This window comes from Neobacillus ginsengisoli (assembly GCF_030813055.1).
Map to the genome: position 1 here is coordinate 616,069 of NZ_JAUSTW010000003.1, position 21,245 is coordinate 637,313.

General features: G+C 39.6%; 18 protein-coding genes, 1 pseudogene and 1 riboswitch. Of the genes and pseudogenes, 3 read left to right on the top strand and 16 right to left on the bottom strand.

What is annotated here, in order from left to right:
* Positions 1 to 402: 402 nt before the first annotated feature.
* The 4 genes from J2S10_RS12040 to J2S10_RS12055 form a co-directional block, all read right to left on the bottom strand.
* The gene (locus J2S10_RS12040; RefSeq protein WP_307407985.1) at positions 403 to 1,410 is read right to left on the bottom strand and encodes a LacI family DNA-binding transcriptional regulator; all 1,008 of its coding nucleotides are present in this window, start codon (positions 1,408 to 1,410) and stop codon (positions 403 to 405) included.
* Positions 1,411 to 1,503: 93 nt separating this feature from the next.
* Positions 1,504 to 2,031: a YdcF family protein gene (locus J2S10_RS12045; RefSeq protein WP_307407987.1), complete on the bottom strand. Its 528-nt coding sequence runs from the start codon at positions 2,029 to 2,031 to the stop codon at positions 1,504 to 1,506.
* 801 nt (positions 2,032 to 2,832) lie between these two features.
* Positions 2,833 to 3,696: an SPFH domain-containing protein gene (locus tag J2S10_RS12050; RefSeq protein ID WP_307407989.1), complete on the bottom strand. Its 864-nt coding sequence runs from the start codon at positions 3,694 to 3,696 to the stop codon at positions 2,833 to 2,835.
* On the bottom strand, positions 3,677 to 3,850 hold the full coding sequence (locus J2S10_RS12055; RefSeq protein ID WP_307407991.1) for a hypothetical protein: 174 nt from the start codon (positions 3,848 to 3,850) through the stop codon (positions 3,677 to 3,679). Before J2S10_RS12055 ends, J2S10_RS12050 begins: the two co-directional genes overlap by 20 nt.
* Before the next feature lie 109 nt (positions 3,851 to 3,959).
* Positions 3,960 to 4,103: riboswitch (cyclic di-AMP (ydaO/yuaA leader) on the bottom strand.
* A gap of 637 nt (positions 4,104 to 4,740) precedes the next feature.
* Here J2S10_RS12055 and J2S10_RS12060 point away from each other — a divergent pair.
* Entirely contained in the window at positions 4,741 to 5,268 is a 528-nt protein-coding gene (locus tag J2S10_RS12060; RefSeq protein ID WP_307407993.1) for an isochorismatase family protein, read from the top strand.
* Between the two features lie 164 nt (positions 5,269 to 5,432).
* On the opposite strand, the gene hprK is transcribed toward J2S10_RS12060, so the two are convergent.
* From hprK to J2S10_RS12095, 7 genes and pseudogenes are all read right to left on the bottom strand, one after another.
* Positions 5,433 to 6,356, bottom strand: a complete 924-nt coding sequence (gene hprK / locus J2S10_RS12065) for an HPr(Ser) kinase/phosphatase (RefSeq protein ID WP_307407996.1) — start codon at positions 6,354 to 6,356, stop codon at positions 5,433 to 5,435.
* Positions 6,357 to 6,552: 196 nt separating this feature from the next.
* On the bottom strand, positions 6,553 to 7,485 hold the full coding sequence (locus tag J2S10_RS12070; protein WP_307407998.1) for a response regulator: 933 nt from the start codon (positions 7,483 to 7,485) through the stop codon (positions 6,553 to 6,555).
* A 4-nt stretch (positions 7,486 to 7,489) separates the two neighbouring features.
* Positions 7,490 to 8,797 (bottom strand): ATP-binding protein, encoded by a 1,308-nt coding sequence (locus J2S10_RS12075; RefSeq protein WP_307408000.1) that lies wholly within the window; start codon positions 8,795 to 8,797, stop codon positions 7,490 to 7,492.
* A 143-nt stretch (positions 8,798 to 8,940) separates the two neighbouring features.
* Positions 8,941 to 10,635, bottom strand: a complete 1,695-nt coding sequence (locus J2S10_RS12080) for an NAD-dependent malic enzyme (RefSeq protein ID WP_307408002.1) — start codon at positions 10,633 to 10,635, stop codon at positions 8,941 to 8,943.
* Between the two features lie 217 nt (positions 10,636 to 10,852).
* Positions 10,853 to 12,286, bottom strand: coding sequence for an aspartate ammonia-lyase (aspA, locus tag J2S10_RS12085; protein ID WP_307408004.1), 1,434 nt, complete (start codon positions 12,284 to 12,286; stop codon positions 10,853 to 10,855).
* Positions 12,287 to 12,306: 20 nt separating this feature from the next.
* Positions 12,307 to 13,578: a cation:dicarboxylate symporter family transporter gene (locus tag J2S10_RS12090; protein WP_307408006.1), complete on the bottom strand. Its 1,272-nt coding sequence runs from the start codon at positions 13,576 to 13,578 to the stop codon at positions 12,307 to 12,309.
* 210 nt (positions 13,579 to 13,788) lie between these two features.
* Positions 13,789 to 13,890: pseudogene (locus J2S10_RS12095) on the bottom strand (hypothetical protein); the annotation flags it as partial.
* Between the two features lie 61 nt (positions 13,891 to 13,951).
* On the opposite strand from J2S10_RS12095, the gene J2S10_RS12100 reads away from it, so the two are divergent.
* Both J2S10_RS12100 and J2S10_RS12105 read left to right on the top strand, forming a co-directional pair.
* Entirely contained in the window at positions 13,952 to 14,692 is a 741-nt protein-coding gene (locus J2S10_RS12100) for a YdcF family protein (protein WP_307408008.1), read from the top strand.
* Between the two features lie 643 nt (positions 14,693 to 15,335).
* A complete protein-coding gene (locus tag J2S10_RS12105; protein WP_307408010.1) occupies positions 15,336 to 16,811 on the top strand; it encodes a S8 family serine peptidase in 1,476 nt (491 codons plus the stop codon).
* A gap of 119 nt (positions 16,812 to 16,930) precedes the next feature.
* Here the strand turns inward: J2S10_RS12105 and citG are convergent, their stop codons facing one another.
* The 5 genes from citG to citD all read right to left on the bottom strand — a co-directional run bounded on the left by citG (position 16,931) and on the right by citD (position 21,240).
* Entirely contained in the window at positions 16,931 to 17,800 is an 870-nt protein-coding gene (citG, locus tag J2S10_RS12110) for a triphosphoribosyl-dephospho-CoA synthase CitG (RefSeq protein ID WP_307408138.1), read from the bottom strand.
* Between the two features lie 145 nt (positions 17,801 to 17,945).
* Positions 17,946 to 18,476 (bottom strand): citrate lyase holo-[acyl-carrier protein] synthase, encoded by a 531-nt coding sequence (citX, locus tag J2S10_RS12115; RefSeq protein ID WP_307408013.1) that lies wholly within the window; start codon positions 18,474 to 18,476, stop codon positions 17,946 to 17,948.
* Entirely contained in the window at positions 18,473 to 20,029 is a 1,557-nt protein-coding gene (gene citF / locus J2S10_RS12120; RefSeq protein ID WP_307408015.1) for a citrate lyase subunit alpha, read from the bottom strand. Before citF ends, citX begins: the two co-directional genes overlap by 4 nt.
* The gene (gene citE, locus J2S10_RS12125) at positions 20,029 to 20,925 is read right to left on the bottom strand and encodes a citrate (pro-3S)-lyase subunit beta (RefSeq protein WP_307408017.1); all 897 of its coding nucleotides are present in this window, start codon (positions 20,923 to 20,925) and stop codon (positions 20,029 to 20,031) included. Before citE ends, citF begins: the two co-directional genes overlap by 1 nt.
* The gene (citD, locus tag J2S10_RS12130; protein ID WP_307408019.1) at positions 20,926 to 21,240 is read right to left on the bottom strand and encodes a citrate lyase acyl carrier protein; all 315 of its coding nucleotides are present in this window, start codon (positions 21,238 to 21,240) and stop codon (positions 20,926 to 20,928) included.
* Positions 21,241 to 21,245 lie beyond the last annotated feature (5 nt).

The window sequence follows — 21,245 nt, forward strand, 5'->3', positions numbered from 1 at the left end:
TCATAGTTTTGTGTGGGAACGTTCCCAGATTTAGGATTGTGTTTTTGAATAAATATAAAAATCAAGGTAAAGATTTTATTTCTATTGTTTTATCTTCCTTTTACTCTCGCCTTAAAAGCTTATGAAGTTATTCAAAAACCAATCCACCGCCTTATTCATTATCATTAATTAGGTAAAGAATAGAAGTGAAGAAATCAGAAAAGGGTATGGGAACGTTCCCATAGTGATAGAAAGTAAGAATTCTTTTATCTCCCTTTTTTAAAATCTTAGATTTACTTCTCTATCTATTTATAACTATAAAATGAATATGTTTAGAGACTATGAATTGAATTTAAAGATAGTGTAAATTCACAATCCCCCTTGAGTTTTTCTATTTACAGCCTGTAGACAATCATTTTTTTCTTACTTTGTAGATTTTCTTATGATCATTTGAGGTTCATATTCAATTCGTTCCGGTGGTACTTGCTCCTTTTTTATTAACTGATCCAGCAGTAGAACGGCGTCTTCACCCATTCTCATATTATCAACCTTTACCGTTGTTAGGGGTGGATGAAACATATTTGAAAAGTCAATGTTATCAAATCCTGAAATAGCCACATCTTCCGGTATTTTTAAGCCCTTTTCCAAAAGGGCCTTCATCGCTCCCAGGGCTAACATATCGTTTGTAGCAAAAATGGCTGTCGGCTTTTTAATACTGAATTGTTCCCAGATAATAGATAACCCCTTATACCCATCTTCATAAGTAGAGGTAGGGGAATAGAAGATATCTTCTTGATTAATTGAGCAGCCCAACTCATTCATCCGTGCTAAAAAACCCTGTAACCGCAAATGATGGCTGCGGTGTTCTTGAGGGCCGGCAATCACCAAGAAATTCTTATGTCCTAGTTGATATAAATGATCTGCAACCATGACCCCTCCTTTTCTATCATGGTTAACAATCTGAATGACATCATTCTTTTCCATTGTTCCGTTTACCATAAGATAAGGAATGTTAAATTGATCAATATGACCGATAACCTCTTGGCTCAGCCGGCTGATTAAAATTAACCCATCTACCCTTTTTTCAAGCATATAGTCAGCAGATATTAATGACATTTCTTTATCTGTTGTCACAAACACTGAGTAGTTTAGACGTGCTGCAGTCATAAGAATGGCATCGAGAATTTTTCCGTAAAAGGGATGTGAAGCAATAGGATGATGCTGGCGGTATATGATGACGCCAATATTGTTTGTTCGTTGCGAAACCATGGCCCTGGCAACACCATTCGGTTTATATTGCATCTCCTTAATTGCTTTTAACACTTTCTCTCGTGATTCCTTGCTTGTATATCCATTTTCGGATATGACACGTGAAACGGTAGATTTTGATACACCAGCCTGTAATGCGATATCTTTTATTGTGTAACTCACTGAATCACCTTCTAAGCTTTTAGTTGTTAATGAGTATAATTAAACTATTATCCTCATAAATTTAAACATTAAATAAACGATAAAAATTGGAATTTATTTCTTTTTTAATAGACTTAGTGTCGTTTTAAAAGCCTTCATTTCCTTTATCGTTGGCTTCCATTGTTTTAAAGCCGTTATCAATGAGCGTTTACCACAGTAGGTTGCCTCTAACCCAGCGTTTTTGGCAATCATGATAATTCGCCGCATATGAAAGGAATTAGATACAATAACGCATGATTTATATCCCTTTTGCTCCATGATATTCTTCGTGAATCGTATATTTTCAACCGTATCTCTTGATTCATTTTCTACCAAAATGCGATTTGGTTCAATACCATGCTCGATCAGATAATCCTTCATTATTTCTGCTTCAGATTTGATCCAGCCAACAGCGCCACCTGAAACAATTACCTTTTTATTCAGGTATTTCTCCATTTGAAGTAGCTGTAAAACAATTTTTAAACGCTCTTCAAGCAATGGGTCGAGATTATTTCCAGTCGTTTTATATCCCAGCACTAATACAACATCATTATTACCAACAGTTAGCGGGGCAGACTGGATCCAAATAAACCAAATGACCATGATGATTAAACAAAAAAGCAAAAATAGTATAATGGGTAATCAATCCTCTCATTTTAAAGAATCATTTATTTAACTCGTAAAATATAGCTTATATTCATTTTGAGACTATTGAAATAATGTTAAGAGTTTGTTAATCATCATTAATATTGCCTGTAACCTACATCTCCCAGGGGAAGAATTAACTATTTAAAAATATCAATCTTCGACAAAAATCGGTTTGTTACGGGCGGTGACAGCTCTAAACTGTGGTATAGTCCAAGCACATTCGGAATATCTATTAGAGAAAACAAAAAAATTATTAAGCACTCATTTTTAATTGAGAAAGGGGGATCTTCACCAATGGATGTTTGCATTTCTTGTGGGAACGAGTTATCGACTATGGAGAGAAATAGGTGTGAATGCTGGGAGTGCAGAGATACGACAGTTGAAGCTTATGAGGAAGAAGATAACTAGGTGATGCCTATCACCATCCGATTTTCCTTGTTCCGTAGCATTGTATTGTTCCACACCCCTCATTTACTTTCTTGTCGTCTCCTACTTCTTTGAAACCCTACACTCTCTTCAATTTTCGGTCATTATGAACGCCCCATGATGACCGTTTAATCTAATATTTAGTTTTACAGAGGGATGAACAGTAGCCAAACTATATAATAAGCTCTCACCCCCCTTACCATAGCTCTTGTTTCTCTTCAACTGCTAACCTGCATCCGTTAGCACAACAAGAAAAAGGGATTGCCGTAGCAACCCTTTCTTCAACTTTACAAAAAAGTGTCGGCTTTAATACCAACACTTTTTTCCTTTTTATTTAACGGTTACCATTGTGCTGGTACCATTTCCCAGAATAGTTGTTGGATTCACACCGTTCCATTTCTGTACTTTATTGTATTCCACCAGCTCAGATGTTAAAGATTTAGATAAAGCCTCATTTGCTGCAGCTTCCCCTTCAGCTTTGATCTTTGCTGCTTGTGCATCTGCTTGTGCGTTTAGGATTTTTGTCTGATTCTCAATCTTCGCTTTATCTTGATCTGCTTGTGATTTCTTAACATTTAGCTCAGCAGTGGCAAGAGCCTGCTGAGACTGCTCCATTCCTTTTGGTGACCCCACATGGGTAAATCCAAATGTTCCGATGGAAATTCCCATTTTATCGAGTTCAATTCCTAATTCTTTGTTAATTTTTGCCGTAACATCTGCTTGCCCTGCTCCCTTTATGTCATTCCATGAATACATATGAGTGATTTTGTTCACGACATTTTTCATAGTCGGTTTCACGATGGAATCTGAAATATATTGAATATCCTTTCCTCCAACCGTTTGATACAACGCAGGGGCATTTTTGGTATTGATTTTCCAGGTTAAAGATGTATTGACTGGTAGTTCCTGTTGATCACTAGTTCCTACCGACCATTGCTGATTGTCATTTCCACCTTCTTTTGGATTATCAGAAAGCACTAGTGACTGCATATAAGTAGGATACTCTTGGACAGCAACTCCCCAACCGACCCAATGAATCCCTTGGTTTAGTTCTGTGACTTCTCCATCTATGTGCTTGACAATCCCCACATTTCCGACGCTAATCCATGAGATTCCAGTAAAACCCGCAACTAATACCAAAGCCAGTACCACCGCAAAGATAAATGCACCAAGTTTAAATTTTGTTATTTTCATCTTTCACATTCCCCTTGTCATTTTCCTCTTTAATTTTTTCTCTTGTTTTTTCTACTTTGTTTCCAATTTTATAAAACAGTTTCCAAGAAAGACAGAATATAATTACGGCAAGAATAACCGCCAAAACCACAAGCTGAAAAACAATTTCAACCAATTTCATCCCCCCATTTCTCTTGAAATAGGCATAATAAAAAGACCTACTTTTTTACCTCAGGCTGCTTATTTGTGATAAACAAAAAAGCCCCCTGAATTAGGTGGTCTTAGTCCCCCCTCGCTTTAGCCGACGAAGTTAGCTGACGGGTAGGATGGCGAAAGAGCAGCTCTCATCCCTTCTGATATCCAGAATTAACCCCTAAAAATTGGTTCCTCCGCTCCTGAGTTTCCTCAGGATTAAGCCGATATATTAAATTACTAATTTATGAAGTAATTGTAAGCTTGAGCCACTCACTTGTAAAAGGCTAAATCGGGTTAAATCTACTCGTAATCTAAGATTTTTCCAAATAAATCCTCTACTTTATCTTATTTTCTAATCCATACTCATTTTTTTATACTTTATTACACAATAAAAAAGGGACTATTGCCGCATCCCACTCTTCAACTCTTGACCCGTTCATTTTTGTCTCGGAAAGGAAAACAAATTACCAAACAGAATGTCCCCTCGGCTTTTCCTTCCTCTTCACGAACTACGAAAATAGAAATAACATCTTCTACTTTAAGATACATTTAGAGTAGTATTTGATTGCTCTTATTGAAGGAAACACCCGGTAGTTTAAAGCTTTCTTAAGGTGGTTGTTGGCTTAATAAAAATGATTAACTCCTTTTTAATTTAAAGTTTTTGTAAAATTTAATGAATTTTCCGATTTGTGATGTAACACCCTATAATTAATGGTATAATTTTCCTTGTTTTACAAATTTATATATTGGGAGGTTACTTATGACATGGTTCACCAAATGGGCATTGCGGAATAGAGCGGCTCTCTTTTATTGCAAAATTTAATTGCCACCTGTTATATTTAATAAGAAACTAACAGGAAGTGTTATTTTATGAAACAGGCTCTAATAATTATTGATATGCAAGAAATTTTCTTTAATTATCCCCAAAACTATTTATTTAAAAATGAGCAATTAGTTATTAATATAAACGAGCTAATTAAGCAGGCTCATGAAAAAAATATACAAGTGATCTTCATTCAACATACTAGTCAAAACGAACAAGACGAACTTTTTGAAGGAAAAAATGACTGGAAACTTCATAAAGATTTATTAGTATCCTCTACCGATAAAATTATTAAAAAATCAAAATGGGATTCATTCTATCAAACTGAACTCTTAGATTACTTAAGAAGTAATGAAATAGAACAACTTATTTTTGCAGGAGCACAGACTGAGTTTTGTCTCGACACAACTATTAGAGCAGCCTTTAGTTTAGGGTACCAAAAAAATCTACTTTTCAAAGAGACACATAGTACATTAAATGGTGTAATTTTAAATGCAAGTGATATTATTAATCATCATGAGTCTATTTGGAATAATAGATTCCTAACTGTTATTGATGGTGAAACAAAATTATAAATTTCTATTTATAGTATGGTTATTTTCCAATCAGACATTGTGAAAGAAAACATCAAAAACAAAGCCACCATTTAAGGTGGCTTTTTATTATATTCTCATATAGTGGAATTTTGTTAGATACTTAGCAGCTGAATCCACAAAATTAAGAATAACACTACGGATCATTACCAGCTGGAATCAGATTCTAGCCGTCTCGTGAACTCTTCCGCAGCACTGTATCCTTGCTGTTTCAGAAGCCAGTTATTTGCCGCAGCTTCAATTAAACCCGCCACATCCCGACCAGGTTGGAGCTGAATTTCAATATGAGGAATTCGAACGTCCATATATTCTGTATATCTAGGTTCGTGATCCAATTCATTATTAAGGGAATTTTTCTGCCATTTGGTCAGTTCAATATCGAGCGCGATCCTCGTTTCATCCTGAAAAGCTTTTCTCCCATATAAGCGGACCACATTCAATAGCCCGACACTTCGTAGAGCGAGAAATTCCTTTGTTTTCCCATCATGGGTACCGAGAATGGTTCGTGGACTGAGCTTTTTCAACACAACGATATCATCAGCCACTAGCCTGTGACCTCTGCCAATCATTGTGTGTGCCGTTTCGCTTTTGCCGACGCCTGATTTTCCTCGAAGTAAAATGCCCATTCCATACACATTGATACAAACCCCGTGAACTGCGATTTCTGGAGCTAATGTTTTTACCATATACTCATCAAGTTTCGTAATAAATTCAGAAGTCATTTGAGGCTCGTTTGTACATAATAACGGGATTCCCTCTTCTACACAATACTGAGTTAAATACGGTAGTCCTTCCTGTCCAGCAGTAACGATAAAGCAAGGGGGGTGGTATTTGACGATATTACCTATTCGCATCTGACGCTCCTCTATACTTAATTTATGCAAATAAGTAATTTCTTTTCTTCCAAGTATTTGAACACGTTCAGTTGGGAAAAAATCAAAGTGACCAACGAATTCCAAACCCGGACGATGACACCGTGATTGCTTAATTGTTTGTTGTAATTGATTTTCTCCAGTCAATACTTTTAATGAAAATTTTCGAACTAAATTTTCAACTGTTAATATTTTCACGTCTATGGCACTCTCCATCCTTAATGACTTTCTTATTCTTGATTTTACTTGTAAAAGGAGGAATTTCAACTCAATATCTTTCTATTAAAATAAACCTTTCACAATTAAAGCTCGGTAAAAATCTGAAGTAGTATCAAAAAACCTCAATTCTTTTATAACAAGGATTGAGGTTTTTTGCAGTGTTCCAATTCACATTCTAATATCCTTCAGCTACCAGATGTTTTGCTTCGAAATACAAAGCCTGTATAAACTTCTTGGCATTTATCCGTGTATGCGTTGATGAAGTTAAAGATGCATGTTTCAATTCCGTCATTCGTTGACGCACTGTTGTAAAATCAAAAAACTTCGACGCGTAATTCTCAAATTTCGGATTCCCAAAATCAGTTAGACCAAGAGATGCCAAATTGTTCAATGATTGGTAAATCGCTCGGCGAATTCGCTGTTCTGATGCTTTTCTCTCCCTGTCAACCTCTTCTTGGGAAGCGGCCGTTCCTAACTTTTTCAAGCTGATTTGGGTGAGGATATCCTTTAAAATTGGAAATCCATTATCAAATGCTAGTTTTGTCTCATATTGATACAAATAATCAATGATATCCAGCAAGTCCTTACTTCCGTTTTCTCCGACTATTCCGAGTTCGGATAAAAGGAATTGGCCCCATTCTGTAATTTTCTTTTCCCCGTAGGAAGGCCTATGTTCTTTGGTGGAATTCCAATCAGATACATTGCTGAGTAATTTTTGAATGTCATGTATAGATCGCTCAAAACGAATACGCTCCATGACCTTTTGTACAACCGTTATTACTTCAATTCTGTTCAGCGGCTTTGTGATGTAATATTCGATTCCAAGGGAATAAGCTTCTCCGATCAGCTCTTTAGATTCGACTTGGGAAATCATAATGATTTTTACTTTAAATGACTGTACAAGGCTCCGAATGGTTTCAATTCCGTCCCGGATCGGCATCAGTAAATCAATAAATAAAATATCGACATGGTTCATTGCAAGCGTATGTGCATCTAGGAAAGAACCATCTTCCGATTCCCCTACAACGTCACCCAATTCTTCATCCTCGATAATTTGTGACAGCATAGAGCGAAAGACTTCATCGTCATCCGTGATATAAAAATGCATAAATTCACCCTTCCTCGGCAAGATTGACGATCGGCAGCCGGATGGTGAAAATGCTCCCGTTCTCTCTCGGTAGGAGTTTTACCTCTCCTCCCAATTCCTCTGCCATTTCTTTTATATAAGATAACCCCATTCCCGTGGAGGGTGTTCCATCACCTCTATATTTAGAGGTAAACCCCGGTTTAAAAATGAGTTGTTTATATTTTGAAGGAACTCCCGGACCGTCGTCAATCACTTTACAGTCAATCCAATTATCCTCTTTATCAATCGAAACGGTTATTGTTCCTGTATTTTCAATCGCTTCTACTGCGTTCGCAACTAAATTGTTGATAAAAGACAGCATAAGATAAATATGATAATTCGGATGCTGTCCCCTAATCTGTGACACAAATTCAATTTTCTTTCCTAACAGCGCCGCATATTTCTGATTGATTCGCACAATCATGTGCGCCAATTCATGTACATTCATATATTCCGGTAGACTTTCACTTGAAATGAGCTTTGTAAGGCCAGCAAAAATTCTTTGGTTATCCTTTTTTATTTCATGCACCTCTCCAGCTATTCGTAAAGCTTTTTTTCCCCAATCTTTAATTGGAAGCCCTTGAACATGGTTAAAATCATTCAAGTTTCGATATAGATTGTAGGATTCTTTTGTGATTGTTTCTGCATTTTGTAGCGTCTTTTTCAAATAAACGGACTCTACATACAAATTGGAAAGGTGTTTAAGCATATTCTCATTCTCCCGCCTGGTTTGCGATTCTTTCAGCTGCAGTTCGTAAATCCTCATCATATTGATGAAGGCCAATACAAAAAAGCTTCGGAACACTGCGATAATAATGATTTTGTTTAATGCCCCTACCGTCACCGTAGTTCCCAATACAAAAAGATGATAAAGCATTAACTCCATAAGACTAGATACTATTTCAATTGTAATACCGAAACATCCTATCAGCAAAGGATGTTGAAAACGATTCACCCTCATCAAATAAAACAGGAAGGCAAATGTGAAATAGTAGAAGAACGTCGGAGACCGTAAAGTGATTGATTCTACCAGGCTAAAGTCCGCCGACATCATCCAATCCAATAGAACACGGAACGCCGAGACGGACATGCCTATTAACAGCCCCATTACAACAGGTGAAATTTTACGAAAGTACAATAAAGAAAAGAAGAAAATGGGTGTTCCAAAACTGACACGAAATACATTATCGAATGGATGAAAGTTCAATTCACCCGCGATCGGTATAATAACCGTAAGAGCTATAATAATCCAGTAATCTTTGCTTTGCAGTTGATTCGCTCTCAAATCCGCCACATCCTAATTTTTGCATCTAGTATACGCTTGTAGTTATAAATACAATTAACATTTATAGTCTCTCGGAAATTAATTTTCCTAATCTCCAATTACTATATAAGAAAATACAGCTTGTTTATCAAAACAAGCTGTTTTTGGGTTCATTATACCATAACTTTTTCCTTTGCAGCTTTCATAGGCCGATAAACCGGTTCCCACATTAAATTTCGAACAGCTTGCTTAATATCGTCATGTTTTATTCGTGCCACACCATCAGCAACAGCCGCCCTTGCCACTTCAATCGCGACGATTTCTGAAATAGTACGGAGATTCTCAACTTGCGGAAGTAATGGGGCACCCGGCTTGCTAGCATCGATCATACCCGCTACAGCTTCTGCTGCAGCAGCGAACATGCCGTCAGTAATGATACTGGCACGCGACACGTTCGTTCCAAGTCCAAGCCCCGGGAAAATAAGAGCGTTATTGGATTGACCGATTACATATACTGTTTTGTTATATGTTACTGGAGGAAACGGACTTCCGGTTGCCACTAGAGCTCTACCCTCTGTCCAATGAATTAAATCAGCAGGGGTTGCTTCCGCAAGCGGAGTCGGATTGGACATAGGCAAAATAACCGGTCTTTCAACGTGTGCCGCCATTTCTTTCACAATATCCTCAGTAAAAGCCCCCGCAACCGTTGAAGTTCCGATCAAAATAGTTGGATGTACTTGACGAACGACTTCAGCCAAGCCTGCTCCTGAATTGTTTTCATCAGCGGGACGCGCATATGGCCGCTGGAAATCGTACAATTCGTCCATATTAACTGCCAGCAAACCATTCCGGTCAATGCACCAAAACCTGCGGTTCGCCGATTCCCATGAAAGCCCTTCGCGTATCATGGCATCACGAACCTGATCGGCAATTCCAATACCGGCTGTACCCGCCCCGAATACGACAATACGATGTTCACTGAGCGGAATACCGGAAGCACGCACTGCCCCCAGCACAGCAGCAAGTGATACGGCACCTGTACCTTGTATATCGTCATTGAATGTACACACTTTATCTCGATATTTCTCTAAAATGTTTCGTGCATTTTGGGAGCTGAAATCCTCCCAATGCAGCAATGCATTAGGAAACATACTCGCCGCTGTGCTTACAAACTGCTCAATGAATTCATCATACCGGCCATCCCTAACACGGGGATGGCGATTTCCGACGTAGAACGGATTGTTTAGAAGCTCTTCACGATCTGTGCCCACATCTAAAATAATTGGCATGACACGGGCGGGATCAATTCCAGCTGCAGCCGTATAAACGGCTAATTTACCGATCGCGATATTAATACCGCCAACACCCCAGTCACCGATTCCTAAAATGCCTTCCCCATCGGTTATAACCATTAAATCGATATCATCCGCACTCGCCCCGAAGTTTTCAAATGCCTGTTCAATGTCGTTAACATTATTAATGGATAAATACACTCCGCGCGGGCGGCGGTATTCAATGCTGTAACGTTGGATTGCCAACCCGACTGTCGGTGTATATACGATCGGAAGCATTTCAGGCAAATGGTCCGTCAGCACACGGTAAAACAATACCTCGTTTCGGTCATGAAGTGCCGATAACGTTATATTTTTACGCAAATCGCTCGTCTGCGAGGAGAATTGTTTATATGCACGGCGTGCTTGCTCATCAAGCGTTAGTACTGCCGGCGGCAATAATCCTGTTAAACCCAGCTCCTTTCTCTCCTCCTCCGTAAATGCAACCCCTTTATTTAACAACGGTGTAGCAATTAATTCCGCACCACGTAAGGCAGTTTCCACTTCCCCATTCGGACTAACTTTGAATTTATACATATAATACCCTTCCTTTTCCAATCAAACTTCTGATATTGATTCTTAATTAGAAAAGCCCAACCAGCATGTTAAGGCGTAAAACCAGAGGTTCTTCTCCCTAAAAAGCGCTTTTTTGTACCGGAAGTTCTTTGATTCTTCCCTTGCAGAAGAAGTTTTATCCCTTATGCCAAGCAAAAAAGGGCGCTTCGCCCTGATTTGCTTGAGATTTACAAGTTTACTATCTATCTAAAAGAGCTGCACCTGCGATCCCTGGATGTGTCATTTCATACGGGTCTAGTATCAAATTTAGCTCCTCTTCTGTCAACACATCATATTTCAAACATAGTTCCCTGATTGGCGCACCGCTTAAGATTGCCTCCCGTGCAATTCGAGCCGCTACTTCGTACCCAATATGGGGGTTAACCGCCGTAATGACTCCAGCACTCTTTTCTACATACTCTTTTAATCTCTCTTCATTTGCTTTTATTCCTTTTAAACAATGGTCTGTAAAAACACGGAAAGCATTATTCATAATACTGATCGATTGTAGAAGATTAAATACTAGGACAGGCTCCATAACATTTAATTCAAGCTGACCTGCTTCTGATGCAAGACAAATCGTATGGTCATTTCCAATTACTTGGAATGCCACCTGGTTAATAACTTCCGCCATCACTGGATTTACTTTACCAGGCATGATAGAAGAACCAGGCTGTCGTGCAGGTAACGTGATTTCAGCCAAACCTGCTCTTGGACCAGATGCCATTAAGCGTAAGTCATTTGCAATTTTTGACATGTTCATCATACAAACTTTCAATGCCGCTGATACTTCTGTGTATGCATCAGTATTTTGCGTAGCATCAACAAGATGTTCTGCACCGATTAGCGGCAGGCCGCTGATGTCTGCTAGATGTTTTACCACAAATTCAATATAACGCGGATCCGCATTTAACCCTGTTCCGACGGCCGTTGCTCCCATGTTCAATTCATATAAATGCTGGCGTGATTGTTTAATCCGCTTGATATCACGTCCGATTACGCGGCTATAGGCTTCAAATTCCTGACCAAGCCGAATCGGCACAGCATCCTGAAGGTGGGTACGGCCCATTTTAATAATAGGATTAAACTCTACGGCCTTTCGTTGAAAAACTGTATGCATTTCTTCCATGGTTGCTAACAATTTTTCTAAAAAGTTTAGGACTGCAATATGAATCGCAGTAGGAAAAGAATCATTAGTTGATTGTGACATATTGACGTGGCTATTTGGACTGCAATGGGAATAGTCCCCTTTTTCTTTCCCAAGTAATTCAATAGCCCGATTGGCAAGGACCTCATTTACATTCATGTTAATCGAGGTTCCTGCTCCGCCTTGGATAGGATCGACAATAATTTGGTCGTGCCATTTTCCTTTAATCATTTCCTCTGCCGCCTTAACTATTGCTTGTCCAATGCCGGAATAAAGACGTTTAACATCCATATTTGCAAGCGCAGCAGCCTTTTTCACCATGGCCATCGCTTTAATTAATTCTTCATGGATTCGATACCCTGTGATTGGAAAGTTTTCAACAGCACGAAGTGTTTGGATCCCATAATAGGCTTCAGCAGGAACTTCCTTTGATCCTAAAAAATCCTTTTCGGTTCGAACGTTTGGTTTTATTTCAGTTACTGTCATTACATTCTCCTCCTATCCCTTTATGCAACATTTGTTTCTTTAACAGAATCCAAATAATCCTGCGCTTTGTCTTTATCAAATTCGCCCTCCCATTTCGCCATTGAGATGGCAGCCAATGAGTTTCCTAAAACGTTTACGGCGGAGCGAATCATATCTAAAATACGATCGATGCCAGCAATCAAAGCAATTCCCTCTAACGGTAATCCCATAGAGCCGAGTGTCGCCAGCACAACGACAAACGATGCACCCGGGACGCCTGCCATACCTTTTGAAGTCATCATAAGTACAAATAACAATGTAATTTGCTGCATCAACGACATGTGGACGTTATACATTTGCGCAACAAACAGCGAAGCAAGCGCCTGATAAATTGCTGATCCCGTCAGATTGAATGTGTATCCTGTCGGAATGACGAAAGAAACAATCGCCTTCGGACAACCGAATTGCTCCATCTTTTTCATAATGTTCGGGAGCACTGCCTCAGAACTCGCTGTTGTAAAAGAAATGATAAGTTCTTCCTTTAAAATCTTAATAAGCGTAAAAATATTTGTTCCTGTCATTTTCGCGTTTAAACCTAAAATCACAATAGTGAAAAATATTACAGTTACATAAACAGCCAATACAAGCTTTCCAAGCGGAAGTAATGTGCTCACTCCGAAATGGGCCACCGTCACCGCAATAAGAGCGAATACTCCAAACGGAGCAGTTTTCATTACTTGATTTGTTACCCAAAACATTGCTTCTAATACACCTTCAAAGAAATGAAGCACAGGCTTACCTTTGTCCCCGATTGCCGCGACCCCTAGGCCAAATAGAACACTGAAGAAAATAATAGGCAATAGATCGCCTTGCGCCATTGATTCAAACACATTTTTCGGAACGATGTGAACAATTGTATCCGCAAAGCCTTTGTTTTGTGTAGCGCTTGCTGTTTGTTCGTATGCTGAGATATCTCCTTTTGCCAGATGGCTCATATCTACACCAGAACCTGGATGAAACACGTTTGCAGCCAGCAATCCAATCCCTATCGCAATCGTTGTAATGATTTCAAAATAAAGAATCGTCTTGCCGCCAAGCTTACCTAATTTTTTTATATCACCTACACCCGCCACCGCAACAACAAGTGCGGCTATTACAATCGGCATAACGATCATTTTAATTAAATGAATGAAAATATCACCGATTGGTGAAATGAAGGCAATTGCTGTTTTGTTCCCGTAAACAGCAGCTCCAACCACTATACCTAATATAAGTGCAACAAAAATTTGCCCAGCTAATCCAAATTTTTTCATCTACATCCTCCTTGTTAACGTTTTCAATTTCTTTCATCGATTACTTCATTAAGTTTATAAGCAAACCTACAAAACGATACAAATCGGTACAAAAACCCACAAAAGGATTTGAAAAAAATTTTAGGGTCACAAAAACTATTGAAATCTTCTCTTGTTAAAACTATCATCTAACCTTTTTCGCAAATGAAATTGGCTTTTCCGCAAATGAAACCCTACCGCTCCGTTTTCATATTTCATGAGAACAAAAGAATTATCCTTTAAAGGAGCGCGACTACTAACAAAACTCTGCCGGTCACATAACTTTTTTAATTTTTAAAAAACTCCCCATCCCTCATTCAATTATTTATAATCATTAAGAGAAAGGAGACGTGCTATGTCGTACATCATTAAATTTATTTATGGCTTTGTTCTCCCTCCGGGAATTTTTGTACTATTCCTTTTGATAGTCGGAATCCTTCTTTACCGCCGGGAGACATTAATAGCAAAATTATTGTTCATTACCGCTTTCCTTTTATATGGTTGTACCATTCCCCTAACCGGCAAACTTTTAATTCAATCATTGGAAAATCGCTATACTCCTCCATCTCAAATTAAAGGGGATGTCATCTTGATGCTTGGCGGAGGGGCAACCCTTGACACACCGGACTTCGATGGTAAGGGCCAGCTTTCAGGTAATGGAGCGAACCGTTTGCTTACTGTGCTAAGACTTTATAAACGGACAGGGCTTCCCATATTACTCTCGAGCGGTCAAGTATTCAGTGATTCCGGAAATGAATCTGAGATTGCCAAACGTGAACTACTTAGTCTGGGAGTTCCGAAAAGTAAAATCTTCTTAGAAAATAAGAGTAAAAACACTGAGGAAAATACGGAGTTCTCAAAACAACTGTTAAATAAGAATGGATGGCACAAACCTGTTTTGGTCACATCTGCATTCCATATGGAGCGCGCGGTATTAGATTTCAAGAAAAATAACATCGATGTACTGCCCTACCCAACTGATTACCAAACAAGCCGAAAGCTGCCATTGTATGCTAATCAATTCACGCCATCAACAAATGGATTAGCCTTTTTAGCAGCTAAAGAATATTTAGGTATATTTTCTCTTCAGTTTTAAATTACCGCTTTACTGGCATTATTCTATAAGTACCATCCTGATTACAATGGTCTTCTCACTTGATTTCCGTGTGGCGCGGATTATCGGTGTTCCATTTATCCTTAGAATTAGTTTTTTCTTACGTGGGAAATCTCTTCCTATGAAATAGACAGTCAATTGCAATCTTAATAGTGAGAGGAAATCCAAAAACATATTAAACAAGAAAAGCCCTAGTGCAGGTACATCACTAGGGCTTTCTTCATTTTAAGAATTGGTGAAATCCTTAAACAGTGTCATAATCCAATTCATTTTAGTTTTTTCAATCCAATCAAGTAGTTTGAAAGGAGTGCAATTTCAATCAAGCGCTTCTACTAAGATGTCATTTTTCGTTCTATTACTGCGATTTCCTATTAATCAAACGTTTAATTAGATTTGCGCGAATGCCCAGAATAAATGGAATCTTGCTGCCTAACTAGTTGAAATTTTGTCATATCAAGTTCGACATATATCGGGGTGATAACAGACACGGGAATTGATTTTGACAGATAAAGGCAAGGTTTTTAAAATCCGTGTCGTTCTTTATCGAGAGAAACTTCTATTAATTGTAAATCTAGTTGTTATAAAATTTAGAATGTTAACATAATAACTTTAGGGGGTTTTTAATGTGAAAAAAAAGAAAAAGGGAATGGCTATCGTTGCCAGCAGTATCCTTGCAATATCTTTATCATCTTTTAGCTTACACGCCTCTGCAACCACACCGACTGTAAGCAAAAATTATCTAATTGCTTATAATAAGTCGTTGCCAGCAGACTATCAATCTATAATTAAAAAAGCTGGAGGAGAAGTATTACGAGCAATTCCAGAGATTAGCGGTTTGGAAGTGCGCTCATCGAACCCAGCTTTTCTTGAACAGTTAAAGTCAGATACAACTATTTCTGCGGCAAATATTGAAAGGGCTTACAAATTGGATGATGAACAACAAGGGCAATCGAATGGGCAGCCTGTGACTCTTGATCCTAATGCTAGTTCTTATTGGGATCTTCAATGGGATATAAAGCATTTAACCAATGATGGGAAATCATACGGAATTGAGACAGGCGGGACAAAAGGTAGCGACAATAAGGTATCCCATAAAGCCGTTGTTGGTATTATCGACTCTGGAATTGACTCAGGACACCCTGATTTAGCGGCGAATTTCATAGGTGGTCAAAACTTCGTCCCTGCTGGAGGCTACTATGGAGGTGTTCCGTCTGAATCAGGTAATTCTTCAGATGTGACAGATACTAACGGTCACGGGACACATGTGGCAGGATCCATTGCCGGGAATGGGAAAATCAAAGGTGTTGGTCCGGATTTAGGAATTCGAGCTTACCGTATTTTTGATGCAAGCGGCAGTGCTCCAACATCACCGATTGTAGCAGCGATTATTGCTGCTGCTAATGACAAAGTCGATGTTATTAACATGTCAATTGGCGGATTTGATAATTTGAAATATTACTCTGATGGCACACGTTATTCAGATCTTGCAGATGTTCTTCTCTGGAAACGGGCCGTGGAGTATGCTGTTAAGCATAACGTAACAGTTGTTTCAGCCGCAGGTAATGAATCGCTAAATTACGCTGATAAAAAGTCGCTTACTGATTATTTGAATGCGAACTATGGTGATTCAAATCTCGTATTTAAAGGTGTAACAGTTGAAACACCGGGAGGAATTCCAGGGGTTATCACGGTTTCATCTTCAAATAAGTGGTCAACTACTCAATTAGCATTCTATTCAAACTATGGAAATAGCTTTATTGATGTAGCAGCTCCCGGCGGTGATAACGGTCCAGATTATGCAGCGACCGGTGATTTAATGAAGCGTGATTTCACTTACCGTGCGTTATCTACTTGGCCAAGGTATTTGGCTAATTATTTTACAACTAATGCTAATGGTTACGCATACTTACACGGTACTTCAATGGCTTCACCAAAAGTCGCCGGTATCGCAGGATTAATCAAAGCTGAACATCCAGATTATAATCCTGCTCAAGTAAAAGCACTGATTGAAAAGACAGCACTTGACTATGGCAAACCCGGCCACGATGCTCTATATGGAGATGGGGAAGCAAATGCCTATACTGCTTTAACAGCTAAATAAAATTCCGGTGACAGGCACCGTCCGTGGACAAAACTACTGTTTTGTCCACATTCAAAAGACAGATAGTTTAGCGACTATCTGTCTTCTTTTTATTCAAACTTAAATGGTTAAGTAATTCCTTAATTCATTTGTGAGAGAAGATCAAACATAACGGTTACCGCCAGAAGATCAGCTGATCCTCCTGGACTGATGTTTCTCCGGATGAATTCCTTGTCCATTTCATAGACCATCTCCACGCCTTTCGGTGTTAGCATACCGCCGGAATCCAGTACCTGATTGGAATAATAGTGAACAAATTTCAACGTTTTTAAATCATGTCTTGCAACGATATTGGTATCTTCGTTTACTCTCATAAGATGAAGGAGTACCTGCACCAAAATATCATTGATATGTAAGGTTTGCATAGATTTTAGCTTTTTTAGCACAGGAAGAGAGTAGTTCCGAACCGTAGGAAAGCCGCTTTCAACTTCTCCGCGTATGCCTTTAAGACCATATTTTTGATACAGTTTTTCCCCAAAAGTAAGACCTTCCGACTTGTTCATGAAAGTCAGTTCCCTCATACATAACCCCTGCGTCATTAGGGAAATTTTTGCACAGATCGTATCCGTATCCACACTTTCGGATTCATTTTCCATCATACAGCATGAAGCTGCCGCGCAGATAATCCCTAAGGAAAAAACCAGTCCCTTATGGGTATTTACGCCATCTGTAGCCTTAAACATCGCTTTTTCAGCGTCAATCCCAAGGCCTCTTAAGGCTTGAAACAGTTCTTCGGGATTTTGTCCCGAGTAGTTTACGCCTTCCGTTACACAGTGATCGAAATAGTTACTCAGTGCAGCACTGCTGGACATAAACGTAAAGAAGTCCATATCCGCATGTGCTCCCTGGTTGAACCTGTCAACAAGCCCTGGTTTAGGGCTTGCTGAAACTTCATAAAGTAAGGCTTGCAGTGCTTTTTGTGAAATGGTTTGTATCCGCCGTTCATCCATATTCAACATTATAGCTCCTTTCAATAATGCGAATGCACCAAAACAGAATGACCAAACCCGATAAACACCTGTGATTCCTATCCCAAAGGATATCTAGAGATAGGAATCACAGGAAGGTTATCACAGTTTGGCCAAATGATTTAACTTAAGATACAATCTTCGAATAAGAATCAACCATAATATGGATCTTCTGCATCAGTGCCTCTGTTGAATGCCGGCTGCTCCTTCCGCAACTATGTGCTTCCTCGTCACAAAGCAGGCATTTACGTTTGGAATTTCCGAAGTCTTCCCTTGAGATAGGGTTACCATCCGCCCCGATGACATCGAGATCAAAGAGTCGGCCCAGCGGATGCTCGTTCTCAATCTGAAGCATATGAGCTTTTAAAGTCCGTTCAGCAGTTTTCACAACAAAGTATGCCTCATATCCCGTATCGGGATTGTTGGCTTCGTAATATTCCGGAGAGCAACCGGTCTCCTTGAGTTTTTTCTCCAGTGCATTGCAACCCTCACGAAAAATGATGCAGCTGTCCGATGTTTTCTTGCACGCACCTGGCATATTGACTGTGAACGATACCAAAGGCAACCTGTATTTCTCTAGTAATTCTTTTTGACGGGCAGCCCTATGCTCGCAAGCCTGCAATAATTGCTCAAGCGTTACTTCACGGACTTCTGTCATCTCCAAGGCTCCTTCTTCACCTGATGAATTACATCTATTACCGAGCCATCCCTATACTTAACCACCCCGATAATTTTATCCTCCACCTTAATCGGTTCAGGCATTCCGACAATTTTATTTGCTTTTTCCTTGAGCTCTTCAATGGACATGACCGGCAGGTTTGCTTTTCTAAGATTATAATACAAATCCTGTCTTCGGGGATTCACGGCAATCCCTTGGTCTGTAACCAATACATCAATGGAACAGCCCGGGGTAACTATCGTGTGTACCTTGTCAAGAATAGTTGGCATTCTGCCCCTGATGAGAGGAGCGACAACAATTGCTGCGGCTGCTCCTGCAGCTGAATCACAGTGTCCACCTGATGCGCCGCGAATGACTCCGTCGGAACCGGTAATGACATTCACATTAAAATCGATATCGATTTCTAATGCACTTAATACTGTTATATCCAATTGATTAACTGCACACCCCGGATTATCGGGGCTTGCATAATACTCAGCATCAATCTGTTGGTGAAATCGGTTATTTTTAAGTGATTCGTCTGCGCTGAGATCAAAGCCTTGGACATCTAGTAATCTTTTAATAAGTCCTTCCTCATGGAGAGCAACAATCTGACCGGTAATCCCACCCAGCGCGAAGCTCGCTTTGATGTTTCTCTCAATCATCTTTTCTCTTAAAAACCTTGTAGCAGCTAGAGAAGCTCCGCCTGAGCCTGTTTGCAACGAAAATCCGTTTTCGAAATAGCCTGAAGCTGCTATAACATCGGCAGCATTCTGAGCGATTAGCAGGTCTTTAGGATTCTTGGTATACCGGGTTGCATCAGACATAATCCCTTTTGGATCACCGATTGAATCCACAACCACGATATAATCGACCTGAGATTCAGGAATAGCGAAGGGTGTATTAGGATATTCGACTAAATTATCCGTGATTAAAACAACTTTTTGAGCATACTGGGCATCAACCTTGGCATATCCCAACGAACCGCATTCGGATATTACTGTATTATCCCTGAAATATCCATTGGCATTGCCTGCAGGATCACAAGAGGGTACGCCTAAAAAAGTAACATCAATCGGTAATTCTCCCGAGACAATCGCCCTTGCTCTGCCGCCATGGGAATTGATAACGATTGGAATGTCCATCAAGCCGTTCGAAATGGCCTCAGCCAATTCACCTCTTAATCCGCTAGTCTCAATCCTCCGAATGACCCCATTTTTTATATGATTAATTAATGGCGCATGGATAGTTGAGAGAGAACTCGGTGCTAAAACGAGGTCCTTAATTCCCATTCTTGAAATGGTATTCATCACCATATTAACGATATAATCTCCGTTTCGGAAGTGATGATGGAAGGAAATCGTCATTCCATCTTTTAAACCTGTTTCTCGGATCGCTGTTTCAAGAGAATCAAGGATTTTATTCCGTTCAGGATTTCTCTGCCGATCTTTGGATCTCTGTGTATTTTTCACCAGTCCATTCGAATCAAACTGTCGTAGAGTTCCGAGTCCAAAAATCTCTTCCGGTATTTTACGTCCAATTCCATTAAACATTATTGCCACATCTCCTCAACGCTGACTCTATCTACAGCCTTAGCTAGTTCAAGTACTCTGTACGCTCTTTCGACTATTGGCTTGTCAATCATTTTGCCATTCAGGCTTATAACACCCGATCCTCTTTCCTCTGCTTCTTTCGCTGCTTCGATAACCTGAATGGATTTCTTTATTTCATCTTCAGTCGGTGTATAGATTTGATGCAAAATATTAATTTGTCGCGGATTAATGAGAGATTTTCCATCAAATCCTAATTGTTTGATGAGCTTGACTTCGCGGATAAATCCTTCTTCATCATTCACATCCGAAAAAACAGTATCCAGGGCATCAATTCCTGCAGCCCGTGCTGCAAAGAGGATTTGGCTCCTTGCCGTTAGTAATTCAATGCCTTCTTTAGACCTTGTAGTTTTTAGATCTGTTACAAAATCCTCAGCCCCAATCGCAATACCAATTAGCCGCGAACTCGCCGTTGCAATTTTATAGGCAGTAATAACTCCCAACGCACTTTCAATAGCCGCCATGAGTTGGATAGTTCCCTGTTCCATTCCAGCTTGCCTTTCAATTTGCGTAATGAGCTCATCCGCTTCCACTACATCCTCAGGTGTTTCGGTTTTAGGTAGACGGATCGCATCCGGTTTTGCTCTGACTATAGCTTCAAAATCATCTCTGCCATAAGGCGTATTTAAGCCATTGACGCGCACAAGGACTTCCGTTCGTCCGTAATCAAATGTTTTTAAAGCTTCATAGACTAAAAGTCTCGCAGCGTCTTTTTCCTTGAGAGAAACTGAATCTTCCAAGTCAAACATGATGGCGTCCGATCCATAGATATGAGCATCCCTGATCATGCCTGGATTGTTCCCCGGAACATACAACATACTTCTTCTCAGCCTGCCCACTTATTTCACCTCCCACGGAAAACAATTATGATATGTAGCCCTACTTACGGCGGTAATAACTCTAGCCCGAATGGTACAATCCAGAGCCCCTTTATCATTAGCTAGGACAACTGCATTCTCTACTCCTAACTCTAGTAACGTCTCCAGAATGACCTTTTTGATCTGCTTACCAAACTGATTTTCAACGCTGCTTTTGAGTGCAAGTTCGATTCCATGACCTTCATTTTTTTCAATTTGGATGGTGATATCGCTTGACTCAAGCGTTCCGGCAATTCCTACATCCTGAATGTTTAATTTTTCTTGAAGAATCATCATTTTTC

Bases quoted from the DNA above. Each gene is read 5' to 3' on its own strand.
- J2S10_RS12045 (WP_307407987.1), bottom strand. From the start codon at position 2,031: ATGGTCATTTGGTTTATTTGGATCCAGTCTGCCCCGCTAACTGTTGGT.
- J2S10_RS12050 (WP_307407989.1), bottom strand. From the start codon at position 3,696: ATGAAAATAACAAAATTTAAACTTGGTGCATTTATCTTTGCGGTGGTA.
- J2S10_RS12060 (WP_307407993.1), top strand. From the start codon at position 4,741: ATGAAACAGGCTCTAATAATTATTGATATGCAAGAAATTTTCTTTAAT.
- J2S10_RS12070 (WP_307407998.1), bottom strand. From the start codon at position 7,485: ATGCATTTTTATATCACGGATGACGATGAAGTCTTTCGCTCTATGCTG.
- J2S10_RS12080 (WP_307408002.1), bottom strand. From the start codon at position 10,635: ATGTATAAATTCAAAGTTAGTCCGAATGGGGAAGTGGAAACTGCCTTA.
- aspA (WP_307408004.1), bottom strand. From the start codon at position 12,286: ATGACAGTAACTGAAATAAAACCAAACGTTCGAACCGAAAAGGATTTT.
- J2S10_RS12090 (WP_307408006.1), bottom strand. From the start codon at position 13,578: ATGAAAAAATTTGGATTAGCTGGGCAAATTTTTGTTGCACTTATATTA.
- J2S10_RS12100 (WP_307408008.1), top strand. From the start codon at position 13,952: ATGTCGTACATCATTAAATTTATTTATGGCTTTGTTCTCCCTCCGGGA.
- citG (WP_307408138.1), bottom strand. From the start codon at position 17,800: ATGGATGAACGGCGGATACAAACCATTTCACAAAAAGCACTGCAAGCC.
- citX (WP_307408013.1), bottom strand. From the start codon at position 18,476: ATGACAGAAGTCCGTGAAGTAACGCTTGAGCAATTATTGCAGGCTTGC.
- citF (WP_307408015.1), bottom strand. From the start codon at position 20,029: ATGTTTAATGGAATTGGACGTAAAATACCGGAAGAGATTTTTGGACTC.
- citD (WP_307408019.1), bottom strand. From the start codon at position 21,240: ATGATGATTCTTCAAGAAAAATTAAACATTCAGGATGTAGGAATTGCC.